Raw genomic sequence first — 16,715 nt, 5'->3', positions numbered from 1 at the left:
GGGGTATCCTGATGGCGAATACGACGCAGTTCGACCTGGTCTCGCCCGAGCGCAAGCTCGTGTCGGGTCCGGTCACCGCCGTCGAGATCCCCGCGGCTGCGGGCGATCTCACGGCGATGCAGGGCCATTCGCCGCTGATCACCACCCTGCGTCCCGGCGTGCTGAAAGTCAGCGGCCCGGACGGGGAGCAGGAATACGTGGTCACCGGCGGCTTCGCCGAGATCTCTGGCGACAGCATCTCGGTGCTGGCAGAGACGGCGCTGCCCAAGGGGGAAGTCACCCAGGGTCACATCGATGACTGGGTCGCTCAGGCGCATGCTGCCAAGCAGGACGCACCGGAGCACCTGACCGAAGCAGCCACCAAGCTGCTGGCGGACATGGTTGCCCTTGGCACCCACATCGGTCTGGACCCCAACCAGCCCAGCATCTGATCCACGCGGATCTGACGCTTTGTGAAATTTCGGTAAAGGCCCCCTTTGCGGGGCCTTTTTCCGTTCTAGGATCTTGGCAGTGGAAACGGCCGACCTATCTACGGTATACGGCAGTATACAGTAGTGGGAAGACGCTATGATCCTCGACATGCACCATGTTCAGCTCGCCATGCCGCAGGGGCAGGAACCGGCGGCGCGTGCGTTCTACGGAGATGTCCTCGGCCTGGCCGAGGTGGTGAAGCCCGACCCCCTCCGGGCCCGCGGGGGCGTCTGGTTCGAACAGGGCGCCCTGCGTCTGCACCTTGGTGTCGAAACCCCCTTCAAGCCGGCCCGCAAGGCCCATCCCGCGTTCCGCGTCGCATCGCTGCCCGCCATGGTCGAACGGCTGGATGATCGCGACGTGAAGTGGCGCATGGACATCGACCTGCCGGGCCTGCGCCGGGTCTACGTGGATGACCCCTTCGGGAACCGCATCGAACTGCTGGAGACCGATCCCGACGGCGCAGACGATTATTGACCAGTCGGCAAAATTTTGCGCATTGTAGCTGCGCTGATCCAGACAGAAGACGACGACTTGACCACGCCCCTTGACCCGTATCGCGCGACGCGCACCCCAACCTGCGGCGGCGCGTCGGCATGAAGCGCCTTCGCAAGAGCATGATCGGCGTGGATCAGGGCGAAGACCTGATCTTCTCGGACTTCGAAGAGGGCGGCGACATGTGGACCGGTGACGGTCCGCGCGAACGCCGCCTCGCGATCACCTTCTCGGAAAACTTCCGCACGCCGCCGGTGGTGCATTGCGCGCTGTCACTCTGGGATGTCGGGCAGGGGGCCAACCTGAGGGCCGATGTGACGGCCGAGGAGATCACGCCGACCGGCTTTGACCTCGTGTTCCGGACCTGGGGCGATACCAAGATCGCCCGGGCGCGGGCCCGCTGGATGGCCATCGGCGAGCTGTCGGACGAGGACGAGTGGGACGTCTGAGTCGCCCCACCCGAAACGTTCTTACTTGAAGAAGCCTTCGTAGATCGGCTCCAGCGTGTTCGCCTCGAAGAGCGAGGACACGGAGGTGCCGTTCCAGATGTTCAGGATCGCCTGGGCGAACATCGGGGCCGTCGGCACGATGCGGATGTTCGGCGCATCCAGCACCGGCTGGGGGGCCGCGATCGAGTCGGTGATCACGAGGCTCTTCATGACCGAATTGGTCACGCGCTCCACCGCGGGGCCGGACAGAACGCCGTGCGAGATGTAGGCGTGCACTTCCTTCGCGCCGTGATCGACCAGCAGCTGCGCCGCCTTGCAGAGCGTGCCGGCGGTGTCGCACATGTCATCGACGATGATGCAGACCTTGTCCTGCACGTTCCCGATGACGGTCATCTCGGCGATTTCGCCCGGCTTCTCGCGGCGCTTGTCCACGATCGAGAGCGGCGCGTTGATCCGCTTCGCCAGTTCCCGGGCGCGCGCCACGCCGCCCACGTCGGGCGAGACGACCATGATGTCTTCCATCTGGCCGGCGAACTTGTCGCGGATATCCAGCGCGAAGATCGGCGAGGCATAGAGGTTGTCGACGGGGATGTCGAAGAAGCCCTGAATCTGCGCCGCGTGCAGGTCCATGGTCAGGACGCGCTCGATCCCGGCCTCGACCATCATGTTGGCGACCAGCTTGGCGCTGATCGGCGTGCGGGCCTTGGTGCGGCGGTCCTGACGGGCATAGCCGAAGTAGGGCACCACGGCGGTGATCCGGCTGGCCGAGGAGCGCCGCAGCGCGTCGGTCATGATCAGCAGTTCCATCAGGTTGTCGTTCGCCGGGTTCGACGTCGACTGGATGATGAACATGTCCTCGCCGCGGACGTTCTCGTAGACCTCGACGAAGATCTCCTGATCGTTGAACCGCTCGACCCGCGCATCGACGAGGCCGACGTTCATTCCGCGATGCATCGACATGCGACGGCAGATGGCATTGGCCAGGGGTTTGTTGGCGTTGCCAGCAATGAGTTTAGGTTCGTTCAGCATGGGCATCTTCGACTCCGGGAGGAACGGGTGACAGATTCGTGACGTTGACACCGCTTACCACCCGGATACGGTCTTGCCAAACCGCGACAGGGCCCTAGGAGGAGCAGATGGCACATATCGACTATTACTTTACGACGATTTCGCCGTGGACCTACCTCGCCGGGCTCCGGCTCGAGGACATCGCCGCGAAACATGGGGCCACGATCACCTACAAGCCCGTCGACCTGCCCAAGGTCTTCTCGCAGACCGGAGGGCTGCCGCTGGCCGAACGGCCCGTCGCACGGCGCAATTACCGGATGCAGGAACTGCGTCGGGGCGGGGCCAAGACCGGCCTGCCGCTGACCCTGCAGCCTGCGCATTTCCCGACCAATCCCGCGCCCTCCTGCTATGCGATCATCGCGGCGCAGGCGGCGAACGAGAAGGGCGCCGGCGGCGACCTTGCCGGGCTGGTGCACGGCTACCTGCGCGCCTGCTGGGCCGAGGAGAAGAACATCGCCGAAGACGACGTGATCCGTGCGGGCCTTACCGCCGCGGGCTTCGATCCGGCGCTTGCCGACAGCGGGTTGCTCATGGGGGCCGAGACCTTCGCCCGCAACACCGAGGAAGCGGTGCAGGCCGGGGTCTTCGGCTCGCCCTTCTACGTGGTGGACGGCAGCGAATGCTTCTGGGGGCAGGACCGGCTGGAGGACCTCGATCTCTTCCTCGCAGGCAAGCTCTGATGCCCAAGGACATGATCGCCGGCCGCACTGTCGGCTGGCGCGAATGGGGCACGCCCGGCGACCGTCCCGCGCTGATGATCCACTGCGCGCTCGCCCATTCCGGCGCATGGGGCCCGGTGGCAGAGATGCTGACCGACAGGCTCTGGATGCGGGGCTTCGACCTGCCGGGCCATGGCGGTACCGATCCCTGGGACGGCACCGGGACCTATCAGGAGGCCGCCCGCGACATCGCCATCCCCATGGCCGAGGAGATGGGGCAGGGCGCCCCCATCGACCTGATCGGGCATTCCTTCGGCGCGACCACTGCCCTGCGCCTCGCTGTGGACCGGCCTGACCTCGTGCGCAGCCTCGTTCTGGCAGAGCCGGTGTTCTTCACCCCCGCCTTCGCGGATGACCCGGCGCTCAAGACACGTCACGACCGGGAACAGACCCCCTATGCCGATGCCATCGCGTCGGGCGATGACGAGGCCGCGGCCAAGGCCTTCATGTCGGTCTGGGGCGGTGGCGTCAGCTGGGAGCTGCTGCCGGAGGAGATGCGCAAACAGTTCGTCGCGCAGATCCCCATGGTCGAGGCCTTCCGCGCCACCAACTACGGCGATCCCGCGGGCATGATCTCGCGCAATACGCTGGCGGATGTCTCGGTGCCGGTGCTGCTGATCGACGGCGGCGACAGCCCGATCTACATGAACGCGATCAACCGGGCCCTGGCGCGGCGGTTGCCGGATGCGCGGGTGATGACCGTACCCGGCGCGCGGCACATGGTGCCGATCACCCATCCCACGCAGGTGGCAGAGGCGATCCGCGATTTCCTCTGACGGTGCGCGCATGAAAAAGGCCGGTCCCGCGGGGCCGGCCTGTCGCGTTTCCGTGTCTCAGCCCTGCCGGGCGAGGTCGAGGTAGCGGTCGATATCCGCGTCCGTCAGTGCCCAGTCGGCGACGTAGCGCGCCATCAGCGGCTCCTCGTCCGGGCCGCTGTCGAGGTCGCCGTCATAGAAGGCATAGCGCGCGCCTTCGGCCTGAAGCTTGCGGTGCAGGCCACGCGGCAGCCAGGCAAAGAGCATGTTGGCTTCGGGCTCATGCAGGAAGCGGGCGCCGGGGATGTCGCGAAGGCCCGTCGCCAGCCGGGCCATGGCGGCGTTCGACCGGCGCGCGAGGTCGAGCCAGAGGTCGTCCTCGAGGTAGGCCATCATCTGGGCCGAGAGGTAGCGGTGCTTGGAGAAGAGATGCGCCCCGCGCTTGCGGCGCAGCTCGAATTCCCAGGATTTCGCGGGATCGAAGATCACCACCGCCTCGACGCCCATGCAGCCGTTCTTGGTACCGCCGAAGGACACGGCGTCCACGCCCGCCTTCCACGTCATCTCGGCCGGGGTACAGCCGAGCGCAATCATCGCATTGGCAAACCGCGAGCCGTCGAGATGCACCTTGAGGCCGAAGTCCCGTGCGACGTCGCAGAGCGCGCGGGTCTCGTCCAGCGAATAGGCGCGGCCCTTCTCGGTCAGGTTGGTGATCGAGACCGGCCCGCGCTGCGGCCCGTGCACGCCGCGGCTTTCCTCCGCCGCGATGGCGGTGCGCAGTGCCTCCGGGGCGATCTTGTCGGAACCGGGCACGAGGGTCAGCTTGGCCGCGCCCATGTAGAACTCGGGCGCGTTACACTCGTCCTCGTGGATATGGGCCACGGGCGAGCAGAAGGCGGTCTCCCACGGCTGGGTCAGCGTGGCGAGCGCCAGCGAGTTCGCGGCGGTCCCGGTGGCAACGAAGTGGACCATCGCCTCGGGCGCCTCGAAGACCTCGCGCACGCGCGCCTGCGCGGCTGCGGTCAGGTCGTCGGCGCCGTAGCTGGCGACATAGCCGGTGTTCGCCTTGGCCAGCCCGTCGAGGATCGCGGGGTGCACGGTGCCGGCGTTGTCGGAGGCAAAGAACATGTCAGAGAGGTTCCTCTATGATGTAGTCCTCCCACTCGTCCTCATCGATCTCGAACTCGGACACGGTCATGCCCTGCACCGAGACGCCCGCGCGATGCACCGTGGCGGGATCGCCCGAGATCAGCGGGTGCCAGTCATGGAGCGGCAGGCCCAGGTGCAGCAGCCGGTAGGCGCAGGTCTGGGGCATCCAGTAGAGGTTCTTCTCGATGTTCGAGGGGCGGAGCGTGATGCATTCCGGCACGAACTGGTGCCGGATCTCGTATTGGCTGCACAGGCAGGTGTCGTCGTCCAGCAGGCGGCAGGCGACGCGGGTCAGGGCGACCTCGCCGGTCTCCTCGTCCTCCAGCTTGTTCAGGCAGCACTTGCCGCAGCCATCGCAGAGCGCTTCCCATTCCTTCCGGGTCAGCTGCTTGAGGCTGTATTTCTCCCAGAACTTGGCGCGCAGGCCCTTCTTGCGCTCGATCGGGTCGGTCATAGGGCATCCAGAATGGCGCGGGCCTGGTCGCAGTCACGGTCCATCTGGGCGATCAGCGCATCGAGGCCATCGAACTTGAGTTCGGGGCGCAGGTAGTCGATCAGCGCGACGGAGAGCGTTGCGCCGTAGAGATCGCCGTGAAAGTCGAAGAAGTAGGTTTCGAGGTTCGGCTCCTGCCCGTTGAACATGGGTCGCATCCCGAGGGAGGCCGCGCCCTTGTACTGGCCCTTGTGGGGACCATCGAGCACATCGACCAGCACGGCGTAGACGCCGAACCTGGGTTGTTGCAGGCCGCGGATCCACATGTTCGCCGTGGGGAAGCCGAGGTCGCGACCGCGCTGGTCGCCGGTCACCACGGTGCCCTCGATCCGGTGCCAGTGGCCCAGCATCGCGGCGGCGTCGCGCGGGCGGCCTTCGGTCAGGGCCTCGCGGATCGCGGTGGAGGAGACATTGCCCGCCTCGCCGCGCAGCAGCGGCGCCACGGTGACGCCGAAGCCCATCTCGGCGCCGAAGGCCTGAAGGTCAGCGACGGAGCCGGCGCGGCCCTTGCCGAAGTGGAAATCGCCCCCCACCACGACGTGGCGCAGGCCGAGGCCCAGGATCACCTTCTCGGCAAACTCGCGCGGGCTGAGGGCGGCAAGGCCGGTGTTGAAATTGAGTTCATAGAGCACGTCGACGCCCAGCTTCTGCAGGCGGTGCGCCCGGGCGGCGGCACTGGTCAGGCGGAAGGCGGGGGCATCGGGGGCGAAGAATTCGCGCGGGTGCGGTTCGAAGGTCAGCACGCCGAGGGGGGCGCCGATCTCGGTCGCGGCCGTGCGGGCAAGGTCGATCACCGACTGGTGGCCGAGATGCACGCCATCGAAATTGCCGATGGCGACACAGGCGCCGCGGTTTTCCGGGGCCACGAAGTGGTAATCACGCACGATCCTCATGGGCCGAGGGTTAGCCCCGGCGTGCAGGGGGCGCAAGGGGACAAGCGCCTTCCGGCCGGCGGCGGACTGTGCGCGGGGCCACAGGGCAGGGGGCGGTGGTGCAGAACCGGGCTGTCTCTCGATCCCCGGCGGGGGGCGCCCAAGAATTTTCGAAAATTCTTGGCAAAATTCTTCGGAGAATTTTGCGTGCAGGGCCTCACATGGATCGTTCCGCTCGGGCGGCCCGCGGGTGGCGTGGCTGGGGTGCGGCTGGACCCGGAAAATTCGATTTTTCCGGTCCGGAATTCTTGAAAATTCCGGGTTTGAGGGCCCCGGGGCGCAGATGCGAAAACGGGGCCCAGTGGAGGCCCCGTTCTGCAGATGAGTATTTCGGGAAAGATGAAGGTCAGGCGGCGCGGGAGGGGGCCAGCACCATGCCCTCGCCGATCAGAACCTTCTTGCCGTCCACGAGGCAGCGGCAGTCGAGTTTCACTCGGCGCTTGGCATGGTTGATCTCGAGCACCTCGACCTCGGCGCGGACGATGTCGCCCGGGCGCACCGGGGCGAGGAAGGTGAGCGACTGGTTCATGTAGATCGTGCCATGACCGGGCAGCTGTTCGCCGATGACGGCGGAGATCAGCCCCGCCGTCAGCATGCCGTGGGCGATGCGGCCGTGGAAGATCGACTGCTTCGCATATTCGTCGTCGAGGTGCACCGGGTTGTGGTCGCTTGAGACCTCGGCAAACATCTCGATGTCGCGGTCGGTCACCTGCTTCTCGAGGTGGCGCGTCATGCCGACTTCGAGGTCTTCGAGGTAGATCGTTCCGCGCGGGGCTTGATCGAACATGGGACCCTCCGTTGGGTTGGTCGGGTAATTTTGTGCTGTAGCAAATCGTTGTTTCGGCAATTTAATTACCTCGCAGCCGCAGAAAGTCAAGGGGAGATGTGATCAGCGCAACTTCCCGATCGCGAAGGTCGGGGTGGATTTTTCCTTGTCCAGGTAGTCATTTAGCGCGGTTTCGTCGGGCTGGACCTCGGTCCTGGTCTCTTTTGCCGCAAGGCCGCCGGTGATGAAGAGGGAATCGATCCCTTCGCCCATGGCCCCGAGAATGTCGGTGCGGATGCCGTCGCCGATCGCGATGATGCTGCTGTCCGGGATGTCCTTGCCGGTGGCCGCGAGGCGGCGGCGGGCGAGGTCATAGATCGGCGGATGGGGTTTGCCGAAGTAAAGGCTTTCTCCACCCATTTCGGTGTAGAGTTCGGCAATGGCGCCGGCACACCATTCCCGGGTCTCGCCGCGGTCGACCACGATGTCGGGGTTGGCGCAGAGCAGTTTGAGCCCCTTCTGCTTGGCCAGCAGAAGCTGCGGGCGCAGTTCGGAGGGATCGGCGTGGGGGTCGAAGGGGCCGGTGCAGACGATGCCCTCGGCGTCGTCCAGCGCGACCTTGGTGACCTCGACCGGGTTCTCGATGATGTGCAGGGGCTCGAAGAAGGCGGTCTCTTCCGGCACGCCGATGTGGAACACCTTGGAGCCCACGGCGCCTTCGAACATCGCCGCACGGGCACTGTCGCCGGAGGTGGTGATCGTGTCCCAGGCGTCGCTGGCGACACCGAACTGGTCGAGCTGGACCTCCACGCTGGCGCGCGGGCGGGGCGAGTTGGTGACGAGCACGACCGTGCCGCCGGCGGCGCGGTAGGCCTGCAATGCGGCGACCGCCTCGGGCAAGGCCTTCACGCCGTCGTGGACGCAGCCCCAGAGGTCGACGAAGGCGGCGTCATAGTTCGTGGAGATCTCGGCAAAGGAGGAGACGATGCGGGTCATGGGGTCCTCGCGGGGTTGAAGGGGGCGATATCGAAAGGGTTCGGCCTTGGTATGGCGTATCCATGCGGCAGGGGCCAGAGCCGGCTGCCTGCGGTGAAGCGGTGAAGGGAATTGTCACCGGACTGTCATGTCGCTCGACGCGCCCGCGGATTCTCGTGACGCCGGTGCGGACGTCTGCCCGACCGCGAGCCTGTGGCGGGCGGACGTCACCCCGGGGGTGCGACAGAACGGCAGGGAACCGATGCCTCGTCGGACCGGTTGTTCCTGCAAAACGACCTGAGCAGGAGAAAAGGATGCAGTACGAAGTGACACAGACCTGGACTGCGACCGAGGCCGATCCGCTGCGCCTGCGCGCGGGGGACCCCATCGAACTGGAGGGCCCTGCGGATGAACGGGACGGGCATCGCTGGCTGCGCGTCCGGTCACGGACGGGCGGCGCGGGCTGGGTGCCCGAGGCGCTGCCGATGCCGCGCGCCGGAGGCTACGTGGCCGCGGTCGACTATACAGCGCGGGAGCTCTCCTGCCGCGCGGGCGAGCGCGTGCGGGCGCTGCGCGAGGGCCACGGCTGGGCATGGTGCGAGAAAGAGGATGGCACGAGCGGCTGGGTTCCCCTTGGCCACCTGCGCGAAACCCGGGCGGCCTACAGGGCGCATTGAGCGGCCAGGGGCGATCCTGGCCGAGGTCTTCGTGCGAGGGCGCTGGCTGGGATCCCTCCGCGCCCTGCCTGTCGGGCTGCCGGGATGGCGTGTCGTCAGGGGAGCGCGTCAAGGCCGCTGCCTCGCTGCATGGTCAGCTCAGAAGCTGGTCCCTGATACCGGTTCTTGCGCGACCAAGGGGCATCCGGTTCGCTCGCTCGCGAGTTTGGGCGTTGACCGCTCGTCTGGGCGGGGAGCGCACGCGTTCTGAATGCGAAGAGGGCACCCCGTGGGATGCCCTCTTGTCTGATCTGAAAGTGGCCGGGCTGTGATCGCCACGGGTGGGTAAAGCCAAGGCAGCGCTGTCTCCATCACATGGCCCCCCACCACTTGGTGCGGGGGAGGCCTCTGCCGCTTGGCTTCACATCCCCGGTTCCCGCGCCGCTCAGACTTTCAGCGACGGGATGATCTGCTTCTTGCGGCTCATGATACCGGGCAGCACCACGGTGTCGCCCTCGACGGTGGCGCCGAAGCTCTTCTCGGCCACGGTCTTCACGAGGTCATTGGGGACCATCAGGGTCGCTTCCTCGTTCAGGATGTCCACGACGAAGAGCAGCACCTGATCGACGCCATCCTCGGAGGCGACGGTCAGCATGGTTTCCATCAGGCTGTCCTTGCGGTCCAGCACGATCTTGGGCGCGGTGGTTTCCAGAACGGAAACGCGGAACTTGGTGCCGTCGACGGCATATTCCTTGCTGTCCATCCGCAGCAGTTCCGCATCGGAGAAGGCGGAGACGTCGGACTTGGCTTCGAACATCTCGGAGGCATAGGCCGAGAGGTCGAGGTTCAGCTCGGCCGCCAGTTTCACGGCCAGGTCCTTGTCCTGGTCGGTCGTGGTGGGGGAGCGGAATTCCAGCGTGTCGGACAGGATGCAGGAGAGCATCAGGCCCTTGACCTGATCGGTCATCTTGGCGCGGTTTTCGCCCATCAGGTTGTACATGATGGTCGCGGTGCAGGCGAGCGGCTTGATCGTGATGTCGATCGGTGCCTTGGTCTCGATCCCGCCGGAGAGCTTGTGGTGGTCGATGATCTGGATGATCTCGGCCTCGTTGATCGCGTCGGGCAGTTCGGCCGGGTTGTTGGTGTCGACGATGACGACCTTGTCGTCCGCGCTGATCTCCGAGATGATCTCGGGCTTGTCGCAGTTCCACTTCTCGAGGACGAAGGCGGCCTCGGTGTTGGGTTCACCCAGCAGCTTGGCCTCCGCGGGGGTGCCTTTCACCTCGGAGAGGTACCACGCCCAGATCAGCGGCGAGCCGGTGGAATCGGTGTCGGGGGACTTGTGGCCAAAAACCTTGATCGTCATGCAAAGATCCGTCGGTTGGAGATGTCTGTTGGGGCTGCCTTATAAGGCGCGGGCAGGGTGATGTCACCCGCCGCCAGCCCCGCCCGGGCGGGGCGTGCCGCGGCGCAGCGTCTCAGCCCGGTGTCCGCGCCGTCCGCGCCCGTCTCAGGTCCGTTTCACTCCCGGCTCCGTCTCGCCACCGTCTCAGCCGCGGGGCTTGGCGCGCAGCGTCGGGTCGGCCTGGGTCGGGTCTTCGGGCCAGGGGTGCCGGGGGTAGCGCCCGCGCATGTCCTTGCGCACGTCGGCATAGGACGAGGCCCAGAAGCCGGGAATGTCCATCGTCACCTGAACTGGACGTCCGGCCGGGGAGAGCAGCGTGACCCGCAGAGGCGTGCCCGCGACCTTCGGGTGGGTGGTCTGGCCGAACATCTCCTGCAGGCGCAGGGTGATGCCCGGGGCCTCACCGGAATAATCGATGGCGATCTGGCGTCCGAGCGGCGTGGTGAACTTCGCCGGCACCGCCCGGTCGATGGCCTGCATCTGCTCCCACGTCAGCCGGGCGCGCAGCGCGTCGAGCATGTCAAACCGTTTCCAGCCTTCCGCGTCCCGGAGGCCGGAGAGATAGGGCAGCAGCCAGTCTTCGGCGCTCTCCAGCAGGGCGGCATCGGTCATCTCCGGCAGGTCCGGGTCCTCGGCACGTGCCAGCGTCACCCGCCCGGCAAAGAGCCGGGCCGGTTCCGACCATGACAGGCCGAGGTCGCGCACGCCCTCCAGCATGGCGCGGGCCACGGCCGCCTCGGGCGCATCGCGCCAGAGCCGGTCCTGCAGGGCGATGGCGCCGAACATCTCGCGCTGGCGGGCTTCGACCCTCCGGTGACGTCTGGACCAGACCACGTGGTCGACCCATGCGATCTGCTCCGCGAAAAGCCCGCGCACCTCGCTCTCGCCGATCTGGGCCGCCTGCCGGATTGCCGCCTCGCGCGGGTCGCCGTCGGTGTCGGTGACGACGATCAGCCGGGCCCCGGCGAGCGCATCGCCGGGCTCCAGCTTCACGCCCTTGCCGCCCGAGAGCTGCCAGCGGGGCGCATCGCCCGGACGGCGCAGCCCGATCCGGTCGGGGTAGGCCAGGGCCACCTGTTCCGCGAGGGAGAGGCCCTTGGGGGCGGGCGCGGCCCGGGCCAGACGTTTGCCCTCGTCCCGGATGCGGTGCAGGGCGCCTGCGTTGGGGTCTATCCCGCGCTCCCGCGAGAAACGACGCGGATCGGCGAGGGCCTCGGCCCGCAGGGTCAGGTCGACGGAGGCGCCACGCGGCAGCGGGTCGCGGTCCGCGATGAGGGCGGCCATGCGGGCGGCATCGCGGCCCGCGCGGATCAGCATATGGGCGAGGCGCGGATGCAGCGGCAGCGCGGCCACCTCGCGGCCATGGGCGGTGATCAGGTTCTGGGCATCGAGCGCGCCGAGCATCCGCAGCAGGGCCTGTGCCTCGGCAAAGGCGCCCTCCGGCGGGGGCGTGAGGAAGGGCAGATCGCCCGGCGCGGCACCCCAGAGCGCCAGTTCCAGCGCGAGGCCCGCGAGGTCCGCGGCCTCGATCTCGGCTGGGGGGTAGGGGGCCAGCGCGCCCTCCTCGCCCCGGGTCCAGAGGCGATAGCAGGTGCCTTCCGCCACCCGGCCCGCGCGGCCGGCCCGCTGGGTCGCCTCGGCGCGGGTCACGCGCTCTGTCACCAGCCGCGCCATGCCCGAGCCGGGATCGAAGCGCGACCGGCGGGCCCGGCCTGCATCCACCACGACGCGGATATCCTCGATGGTGAGAGAGGTTTCGGCGATGGAGGTCGCCAGCACCACCTTGCGGCCCTGTTGCACCGGCGCGATGGCCGCGCGCTGGGCGGCGAAGTCCATGGCACCGAAGAGCTGGCGCAGCTGGCAGTCCCCGGGCAGGCGGGAGGAGAGCAGCGCCTCGGTGCGCCGGATCTCGCCCTCGCCGGGCAGGAAGACCAGCACGCCGCCCTCGGTCTCGGAGACGGCCTGCGCCACGAGGTCGGCGGTGGCCTCGGGCAGCCGCGTGCGGGGCGGCAGCGGCCGGTCGAGCCAGCAGGTCCCGACCGGGAAGGCGCGGCCCTCGGAGGTGACCAGCGGCGGGTCCTCCATCAGGGCGGCGACCGGGCCCGCGTCCAGCGTGGCCGACATGGCAACGAGGATCAGGTCCTCGCGCAGGGCGCCCGCGATCTCGAGGCAGAGCGCGAGGCCGAGGTCGGCGTTCAGGCTGCGTTCGTGGAATTCGTCGAAGAGCACGGCGCCCACGCCCGAAAGCTCCGGATCGGACTGGATCATCCGGGTGAGGATGCCCTCGGTCACCACCTCGATCCGCGTGGCCTTCGAGGACTTGGCCTCGCCCCGCACCCGGTACCCGACGGTCTGTCCGGCGCTTTCCCCCAGCGTTTCGGCCATGCGTTCGGCGGCGGCGCGGGCCGCGAGACGGCGCGGCTCCAGCATCAGGATGCGGCCCGGGGTGAGGCCGGCATCGAGGATCGCCAGCGGAACGCGCGTCGTCTTGCCGGCGCCGGGCGGGGCCTGCAGCACGGCACGGCCGCGGGCGCGGAGCGCGGCGATCAGGTCGGGCAGGGCGGCGTCGATGGGCAGGTGCATGGCGCCTTATCGGATATCGGCCCTGTCGCGGCAATGGGCCCGAGGGGCGGGGCGACGTCCCGAGATGAGGCCACCGGGGCGTGCGGCTCGCCTGACACGCAGGGTGCCCGGTGCCGGTGACCTGTGTCGGCCCGCGCCGGTCCCTTGCGTACGTTGGCGGACCGCGCCCGCTCTGTCCGGGCGGCCGCCCGTGTCGCGGGCGCCATCTCACGCCACCCCGCCGATACGAGGGAGGGCGCTCCTCCGCCTGCCTGCGCGATGCCCTGCGCAGCGCACGGCAAAAACCCTGCATCCCCATTGCGTTGTCCGCGAGAAACGTGCGTTATGCATCTGTTCGCGCGGGAGGGGGAGGCAGGCCTGCGCCGGGCCAATGCCATGCCTCCGACGCCGCCCACAGGGCGCCAGCCGAGCGGAGCCCCGCGATGGAACCCAGGAGCAACACCTTCGCGCCCTTCGCGAATCCGACCTTCCGGTCGCTCTGGCTCGCCTCGCAGGTCTCCAACCTTGGCGGGCTGGTGCAGATGGTGGGCGCAGGCTGGCTGATGACCTCGCTGGCCGGAACCTCCGACATGGTGGCGCTGGTACAGGCCTCCAACACGCTGCCGATCATGGTCTTCTCGCTGGTGTCGGGGGCTCTGGCCGACAGTTTCGACCGCCGCACCATCCTGATGAGCGCGCAGCTCTTCATGCTGGCGGTCTCGATCGCGCTGGCGGTCTGTTCCTACATGGACCTGCTGGGGCCATGGGGCCTGCTGGCCTTCACCTTCGCGATCGGCTGCGGCATGGCGCTCTACAACCCGTCGTGGCAGGCCAGCATGGGCGACATCGTCCGGCGCGAGAACCTCTCGGCCGCGGTCTCGCTCAACTCGATGGGGTTCAACCTGATGCGGTCGGTCGGGCCCGCGCTCGGCGGCCTGCTGGTGGCGCTGGCGGGGGCGGCGGCAGCCTTTGCCTTCAACGCGGTCACCTACCTGCCGAACATCCTCGCGCTCTGGCTCTGGAAGCCCGAGAAGAAGGCCGAGCGCCTGCCGCGGGAACCCCTGCCGCAGGCCCTTGGCGCCGGGCTGCGCTACATGTCGATGTCGCCGCACTTGGTCAAGGTGATGGCGCGCAGCTGCCTTTTCGGCTTCGCGGCCTCCTCGGCCATGGCGCTGCTGCCGCTGGTGGCGCGGGACATGCTGCAGGGCACCGCGCTGACCTATGGCCTGCTGCTCGGCTTCTTCGGGCTGGGGGCCATCGGCGGCGTGATGATCAACGGACGGGTCCGGTCGCGCTACCGCAACGAGCAGATCGTGGTGGCGGCCTTCCTCGGGTTCTCCGCGGGCATGGCGATCCTCTCTGCCGGGACGCATATCGCGATCTCCGCGGTAGGGCTGCTGATCTCGGGCGCCTGCTGGGTGCTGGCGCTGTCGCTCTTCAACGTGACGGTGCAGCTCTCGACCCCGCGGTGGGTCGTGGGGCGGGCGCTGTCCTTCTACCAGACCGCCACCTTCGGCGGCATGGCGCTGGGGGCCTGGACCTGGGGCCTCTTCGCCGAGGCGCATTCCGTCACAGTCGCCCTGCTGCTGGCCAGTGCGCTTTTGCTGCTGGGTGCGCTGGTGGGGCGCTGGATCGGGCTGGGGGAGTTCGGCGGTGTCGATCTCGATCCGCTCAACACCTTCCACGAGCCGGAGTTGCGGCTTGATCTGCGGGCGCGGTCCGGCCCGATCGTGATCATGATCGACTATATCATCGACGAGAAGGACGTGGATGATTTCCTCGCCGCGATCCACCGCCGTCGCCGGGTGCGGATCCGGGACGGGGCGCGGAACTGGTCGCTTCTGCGGGACCTCGAGAACCCGGACCTCTGGCGCGAGCGTTTCCACGTCGCGACGTGGAACGACTACCTGCGCCACAACGCGCGGCGGACCAAGTCCGACCTCGAAGGCTACGAGGCGTTGCAGGCGCTGCACCGCGGGCCCGAGCGTCCGCAGGTCCACCGGATGATCGAACGGCAGGCCGTGCCGCTGCACGAGGACCTGCCGCTGAAACCCTCCTCGGCGGAGATGCCGCATCACTGAGGCGCGCGCGGCGCCCGGCGGGGCGCCTGCCGTGTTGGTCGTCCTCCCGGTGCGTTACTTCGGCGCCATGCGCAGGGCGCCGTCGAGGCGGATCACCTCGCCGTTGAGCATCCGGTTCTCGAGGATATGTTTTGCCAGCGCCGCGTATTCCGCCGGATCGCCGAGACGGGCCGGGAAGGGCACGCTGGCGCCGAGGGAGTCCTGCACCTCCTGCGGCAGACCGGCCATCATCGGCGTGCCGAAGATGCCCGGCGCGATGGTCACCACGCGGATGCCATGGCGTGCCAGTTCGCGGGCGGCGGGCAGGGTCAGCGCCGCGACGCCCCCCTTGGAGGCCGCGTAGGCTGCCTGTCCGATCTGCCCGTCCTGCGCCGCGATCGAGGCGGTGTTGACGATCACGCCCCGTTCGCCATCGGCACCGGGCGCGTTCTTCGCCATGGCATCGGCGGCCAGCCGCAGCATGTTGAACGTGCCGACGAGGTTGATCTGCACCGCGCGGGCAAAGCTCTCCAGCCGGTGCGGCCCCTCGCGGCCCACGATCTTCTCGCCCGGGGCGACGCCCGCGCAATTCACCAGCGCGTCGAGTTGGCCGAAGCGGTCGAGGGCGGCGGCGACCGCGGCCTGACCGTCGGCCTCGCTGGTGACATCGCAGCGCTGGAAATGCGCCTGCGGGCCAAGCGCGGCCTGTTGCGCGGCGCCCGCCTCGGCGTTCATGTCCGCCAGCACCACGCGCGCGCCGGCGTCCACTGCCATCTGTGCCACGGCGGCCCCGAGGCCCGAAGCCCCGCCGGTGATCAGGATCACCCTGTCTTCAAGTTGCATGTGTCTCGTCCTCCCTTGCCGCGCGGGGGCGGCGCCTGCTTCCCGTGATAGGGGCGGGGGCGGGAGGGATCAATTCCGGCGCATGTCGCAGGGACCGGAACGCAGCGTGCCGGACCCGATCACGGGCCCGGCACGGCCTGTCTGGCGGTGCAGCGGGGCTCAGAGCCCGGCGATCTCGACACCCTCGGCCTCCAGCCCGCGGCGCAGGGCGCGGGCCATGTCGACAGCACCCTGCGTGTCGCCATGCAGGCAGATCGTGTCGATCCGGCACGGGATGTGCTTGCCGCTTTCGGTGATGATCGCGCCGGCCTTCAGCATCTCGAGGATGCGGGCCGTGATCGCCTCCGGATCGTGCAGCACCGCGCCGGGCTGGCCGCGCGCCACCAGCGTGCTATCGTCGTTGTAGGCGCGGTCGGCAAAGATCTCGCCCGCCCAGTTGCAGCCTAGGTCGCGCACCACGTCTTCCATCGCCGTGGCGGCCAGCACCATGATCACGACGTCGGGCTGCACCTTCAGCGCGGCCTCGTAGCAGGCCCGGGCCATGTCCGCGTCTTCCGAGCACATGTTGGACAGCGCCCCGTGCAGCTTTAGGTGGCGCACCTCGCCCCCGGCGGCGCGGGCCATCGCCTGCGCCGCGCCCAGCTGGTAGGTCACCATGTTGGCCAGTTCCGCGTGGCTCATGGGGATGCGCCGCCGGCCGAAGCCCTTGAGGTCGTTGAACCCGGGATGCGCCCCGATGCCCACGCCGTTCTCCAGCGCCAGCCGCATCGTGCGGGCCATCACGTCCGGGTCGCCGGCATGGAAGCCGCAGGCGATATTGGCCGAGGAAATCACCTCCATCAGCGCGGCATCGTCGCCCTTGGTCCAGTCGCCGAAGCCTTCGCCGATGTCGGAATTCAGGTCCACCTTGAGCATGT

Annotated in this window: 17 protein-coding genes; 7 read left to right on the top strand and 10 right to left on the bottom strand. The window is 68.3% G+C overall.

Going from position 1 to position 16,715, the window contains the following annotated elements; genetic code table 11:
• Window positions 1-11: 11 nt before the first annotated feature.
• The 3 genes from ACX9MO_RS06750 to ACX9MO_RS06740 all read left to right on the top strand — a co-directional run bounded on the left by ACX9MO_RS06750 (window position 12) and on the right by ACX9MO_RS06740 (window position 1,415).
• Window positions 12-431, top strand: coding sequence for a F0F1 ATP synthase subunit epsilon (locus ACX9MO_RS06750; RefSeq protein WP_222491073.1), 420 nt, complete (start codon window positions 12-14; stop codon window positions 429-431).
• A gap of 136 nt (window positions 432-567) precedes the next feature.
• Entirely contained in the window at window positions 568-948 is a 381-nt protein-coding gene (locus tag ACX9MO_RS06745) for a VOC family protein (RefSeq protein WP_222491074.1), read from the top strand.
• 119 nt (window positions 949-1,067) lie between these two features.
• On the top strand, window positions 1,068-1,415 hold the full coding sequence (locus ACX9MO_RS06740) for an H-type lectin domain-containing protein (RefSeq protein WP_222491075.1): 348 nt from the start codon (window positions 1,068-1,070) through the stop codon (window positions 1,413-1,415).
• Between the two features lie 21 nt (window positions 1,416-1,436).
• On the opposite strand, the gene ACX9MO_RS06735 is transcribed toward ACX9MO_RS06740, so the two are convergent.
• Window positions 1,437-2,450 carry a ribose-phosphate pyrophosphokinase gene (locus ACX9MO_RS06735; RefSeq protein WP_222491076.1) on the bottom strand — a complete coding sequence of 338 codons (1,014 nt, stop codon included), beginning with the start codon at window positions 2,448-2,450 and terminating at the stop codon, window positions 1,437-1,439.
• A gap of 101 nt (window positions 2,451-2,551) precedes the next feature.
• Between ACX9MO_RS06735 and ACX9MO_RS06730 the strand changes: the two genes are divergently transcribed.
• Entirely contained in the window at window positions 2,552-3,163 is a 612-nt protein-coding gene (locus tag ACX9MO_RS06730; protein WP_462213996.1) for a DsbA family protein, read from the top strand.
• Window positions 3,163-3,978 (top strand): alpha/beta fold hydrolase, encoded by an 816-nt coding sequence (locus ACX9MO_RS06725; protein ID WP_462213995.1) that lies wholly within the window; start codon window positions 3,163-3,165, stop codon window positions 3,976-3,978. Before ACX9MO_RS06730 ends, ACX9MO_RS06725 begins: the two co-directional genes overlap by 1 nt.
• Before the next feature lie 57 nt (window positions 3,979-4,035).
• On the opposite strand, the gene ACX9MO_RS06720 is transcribed toward ACX9MO_RS06725, so the two are convergent.
• From ACX9MO_RS06720 to ACX9MO_RS06700, 5 genes are all read right to left on the bottom strand, one after another.
• Window positions 4,036-5,085, bottom strand: coding sequence for a threonine aldolase family protein (locus ACX9MO_RS06720; RefSeq protein ID WP_462213994.1), 1,050 nt, complete (start codon window positions 5,083-5,085; stop codon window positions 4,036-4,038).
• Window position 5,086: 1 nt separating this feature from the next.
• Window positions 5,087-5,560 carry a YcgN family cysteine cluster protein gene (locus ACX9MO_RS06715; RefSeq protein WP_462213993.1) on the bottom strand — a complete coding sequence of 158 codons (474 nt, stop codon included), beginning with the start codon at window positions 5,558-5,560 and terminating at the stop codon, window positions 5,087-5,089.
• A complete protein-coding gene (locus ACX9MO_RS06710; protein ID WP_462213992.1) occupies window positions 5,557-6,492 on the bottom strand; it encodes a bifunctional riboflavin kinase/FAD synthetase in 936 nt (311 codons plus the stop codon). Before ACX9MO_RS06710 ends, ACX9MO_RS06715 begins: the two co-directional genes overlap by 4 nt.
• Before the next feature lie 385 nt (window positions 6,493-6,877).
• On the bottom strand, window positions 6,878-7,318 hold the full coding sequence (locus ACX9MO_RS06705; RefSeq protein WP_222491082.1) for a MaoC family dehydratase: 441 nt from the start codon (window positions 7,316-7,318) through the stop codon (window positions 6,878-6,880).
• Between the two features lie 102 nt (window positions 7,319-7,420).
• Window positions 7,421-8,293: a TIGR01459 family HAD-type hydrolase gene (locus ACX9MO_RS06700; RefSeq protein ID WP_462213991.1), complete on the bottom strand. Its 873-nt coding sequence runs from the start codon at window positions 8,291-8,293 to the stop codon at window positions 7,421-7,423.
• A gap of 293 nt (window positions 8,294-8,586) precedes the next feature.
• Between ACX9MO_RS06700 and ACX9MO_RS06695 the strand changes: the two genes are divergently transcribed.
• The gene (locus tag ACX9MO_RS06695; protein WP_462213990.1) at window positions 8,587-8,949 is read left to right on the top strand and encodes an SH3 domain-containing protein; all 363 of its coding nucleotides are present in this window, start codon (window positions 8,587-8,589) and stop codon (window positions 8,947-8,949) included.
• Window positions 8,950-9,373: 424 nt separating this feature from the next.
• Here the strand turns inward: ACX9MO_RS06695 and ACX9MO_RS06690 are convergent, their stop codons facing one another.
• Together ACX9MO_RS06690 and hrpB are read right to left on the bottom strand one after the other, a co-directional pair.
• Window positions 9,374-10,294: a manganese-dependent inorganic pyrophosphatase gene (locus ACX9MO_RS06690; RefSeq protein ID WP_462213989.1), complete on the bottom strand. Its 921-nt coding sequence runs from the start codon at window positions 10,292-10,294 to the stop codon at window positions 9,374-9,376.
• Between the two features lie 183 nt (window positions 10,295-10,477).
• Window positions 10,478-12,916 (bottom strand): ATP-dependent helicase HrpB, encoded by a 2,439-nt coding sequence (hrpB, locus tag ACX9MO_RS06685; RefSeq protein WP_462213988.1) that lies wholly within the window; start codon window positions 12,914-12,916, stop codon window positions 10,478-10,480.
• A gap of 422 nt (window positions 12,917-13,338) precedes the next feature.
• Here hrpB and ACX9MO_RS06680 point away from each other — a divergent pair, with 422 nt between their 5' ends.
• The gene (locus tag ACX9MO_RS06680) at window positions 13,339-14,976 is read left to right on the top strand and encodes an MFS transporter (RefSeq protein WP_462213987.1); all 1,638 of its coding nucleotides are present in this window, start codon (window positions 13,339-13,341) and stop codon (window positions 14,974-14,976) included.
• 54 nt (window positions 14,977-15,030) lie between these two features.
• Here ACX9MO_RS06680 and ACX9MO_RS06675 read toward each other — a convergent pair whose 3' ends face one another.
• Window positions 15,031-15,798, bottom strand: a complete 768-nt coding sequence (locus tag ACX9MO_RS06675) for a 3-hydroxyacyl-CoA dehydrogenase (protein WP_222491088.1) — start codon at window positions 15,796-15,798, stop codon at window positions 15,031-15,033.
• Window positions 15,799-15,957: 159 nt separating this feature from the next.
• A complete protein-coding gene (locus tag ACX9MO_RS06670) occupies window positions 15,958-16,713 on the bottom strand; it encodes a LamB/YcsF family protein (RefSeq protein ID WP_462213986.1) in 756 nt (251 codons plus the stop codon).
• Window positions 16,714-16,715 lie beyond the last annotated feature (2 nt).

Source organism: Pseudooceanicola profundus (assembly GCF_054919315.1).
This window is presented reverse-complemented; position numbering and strand designations above follow the sequence as displayed.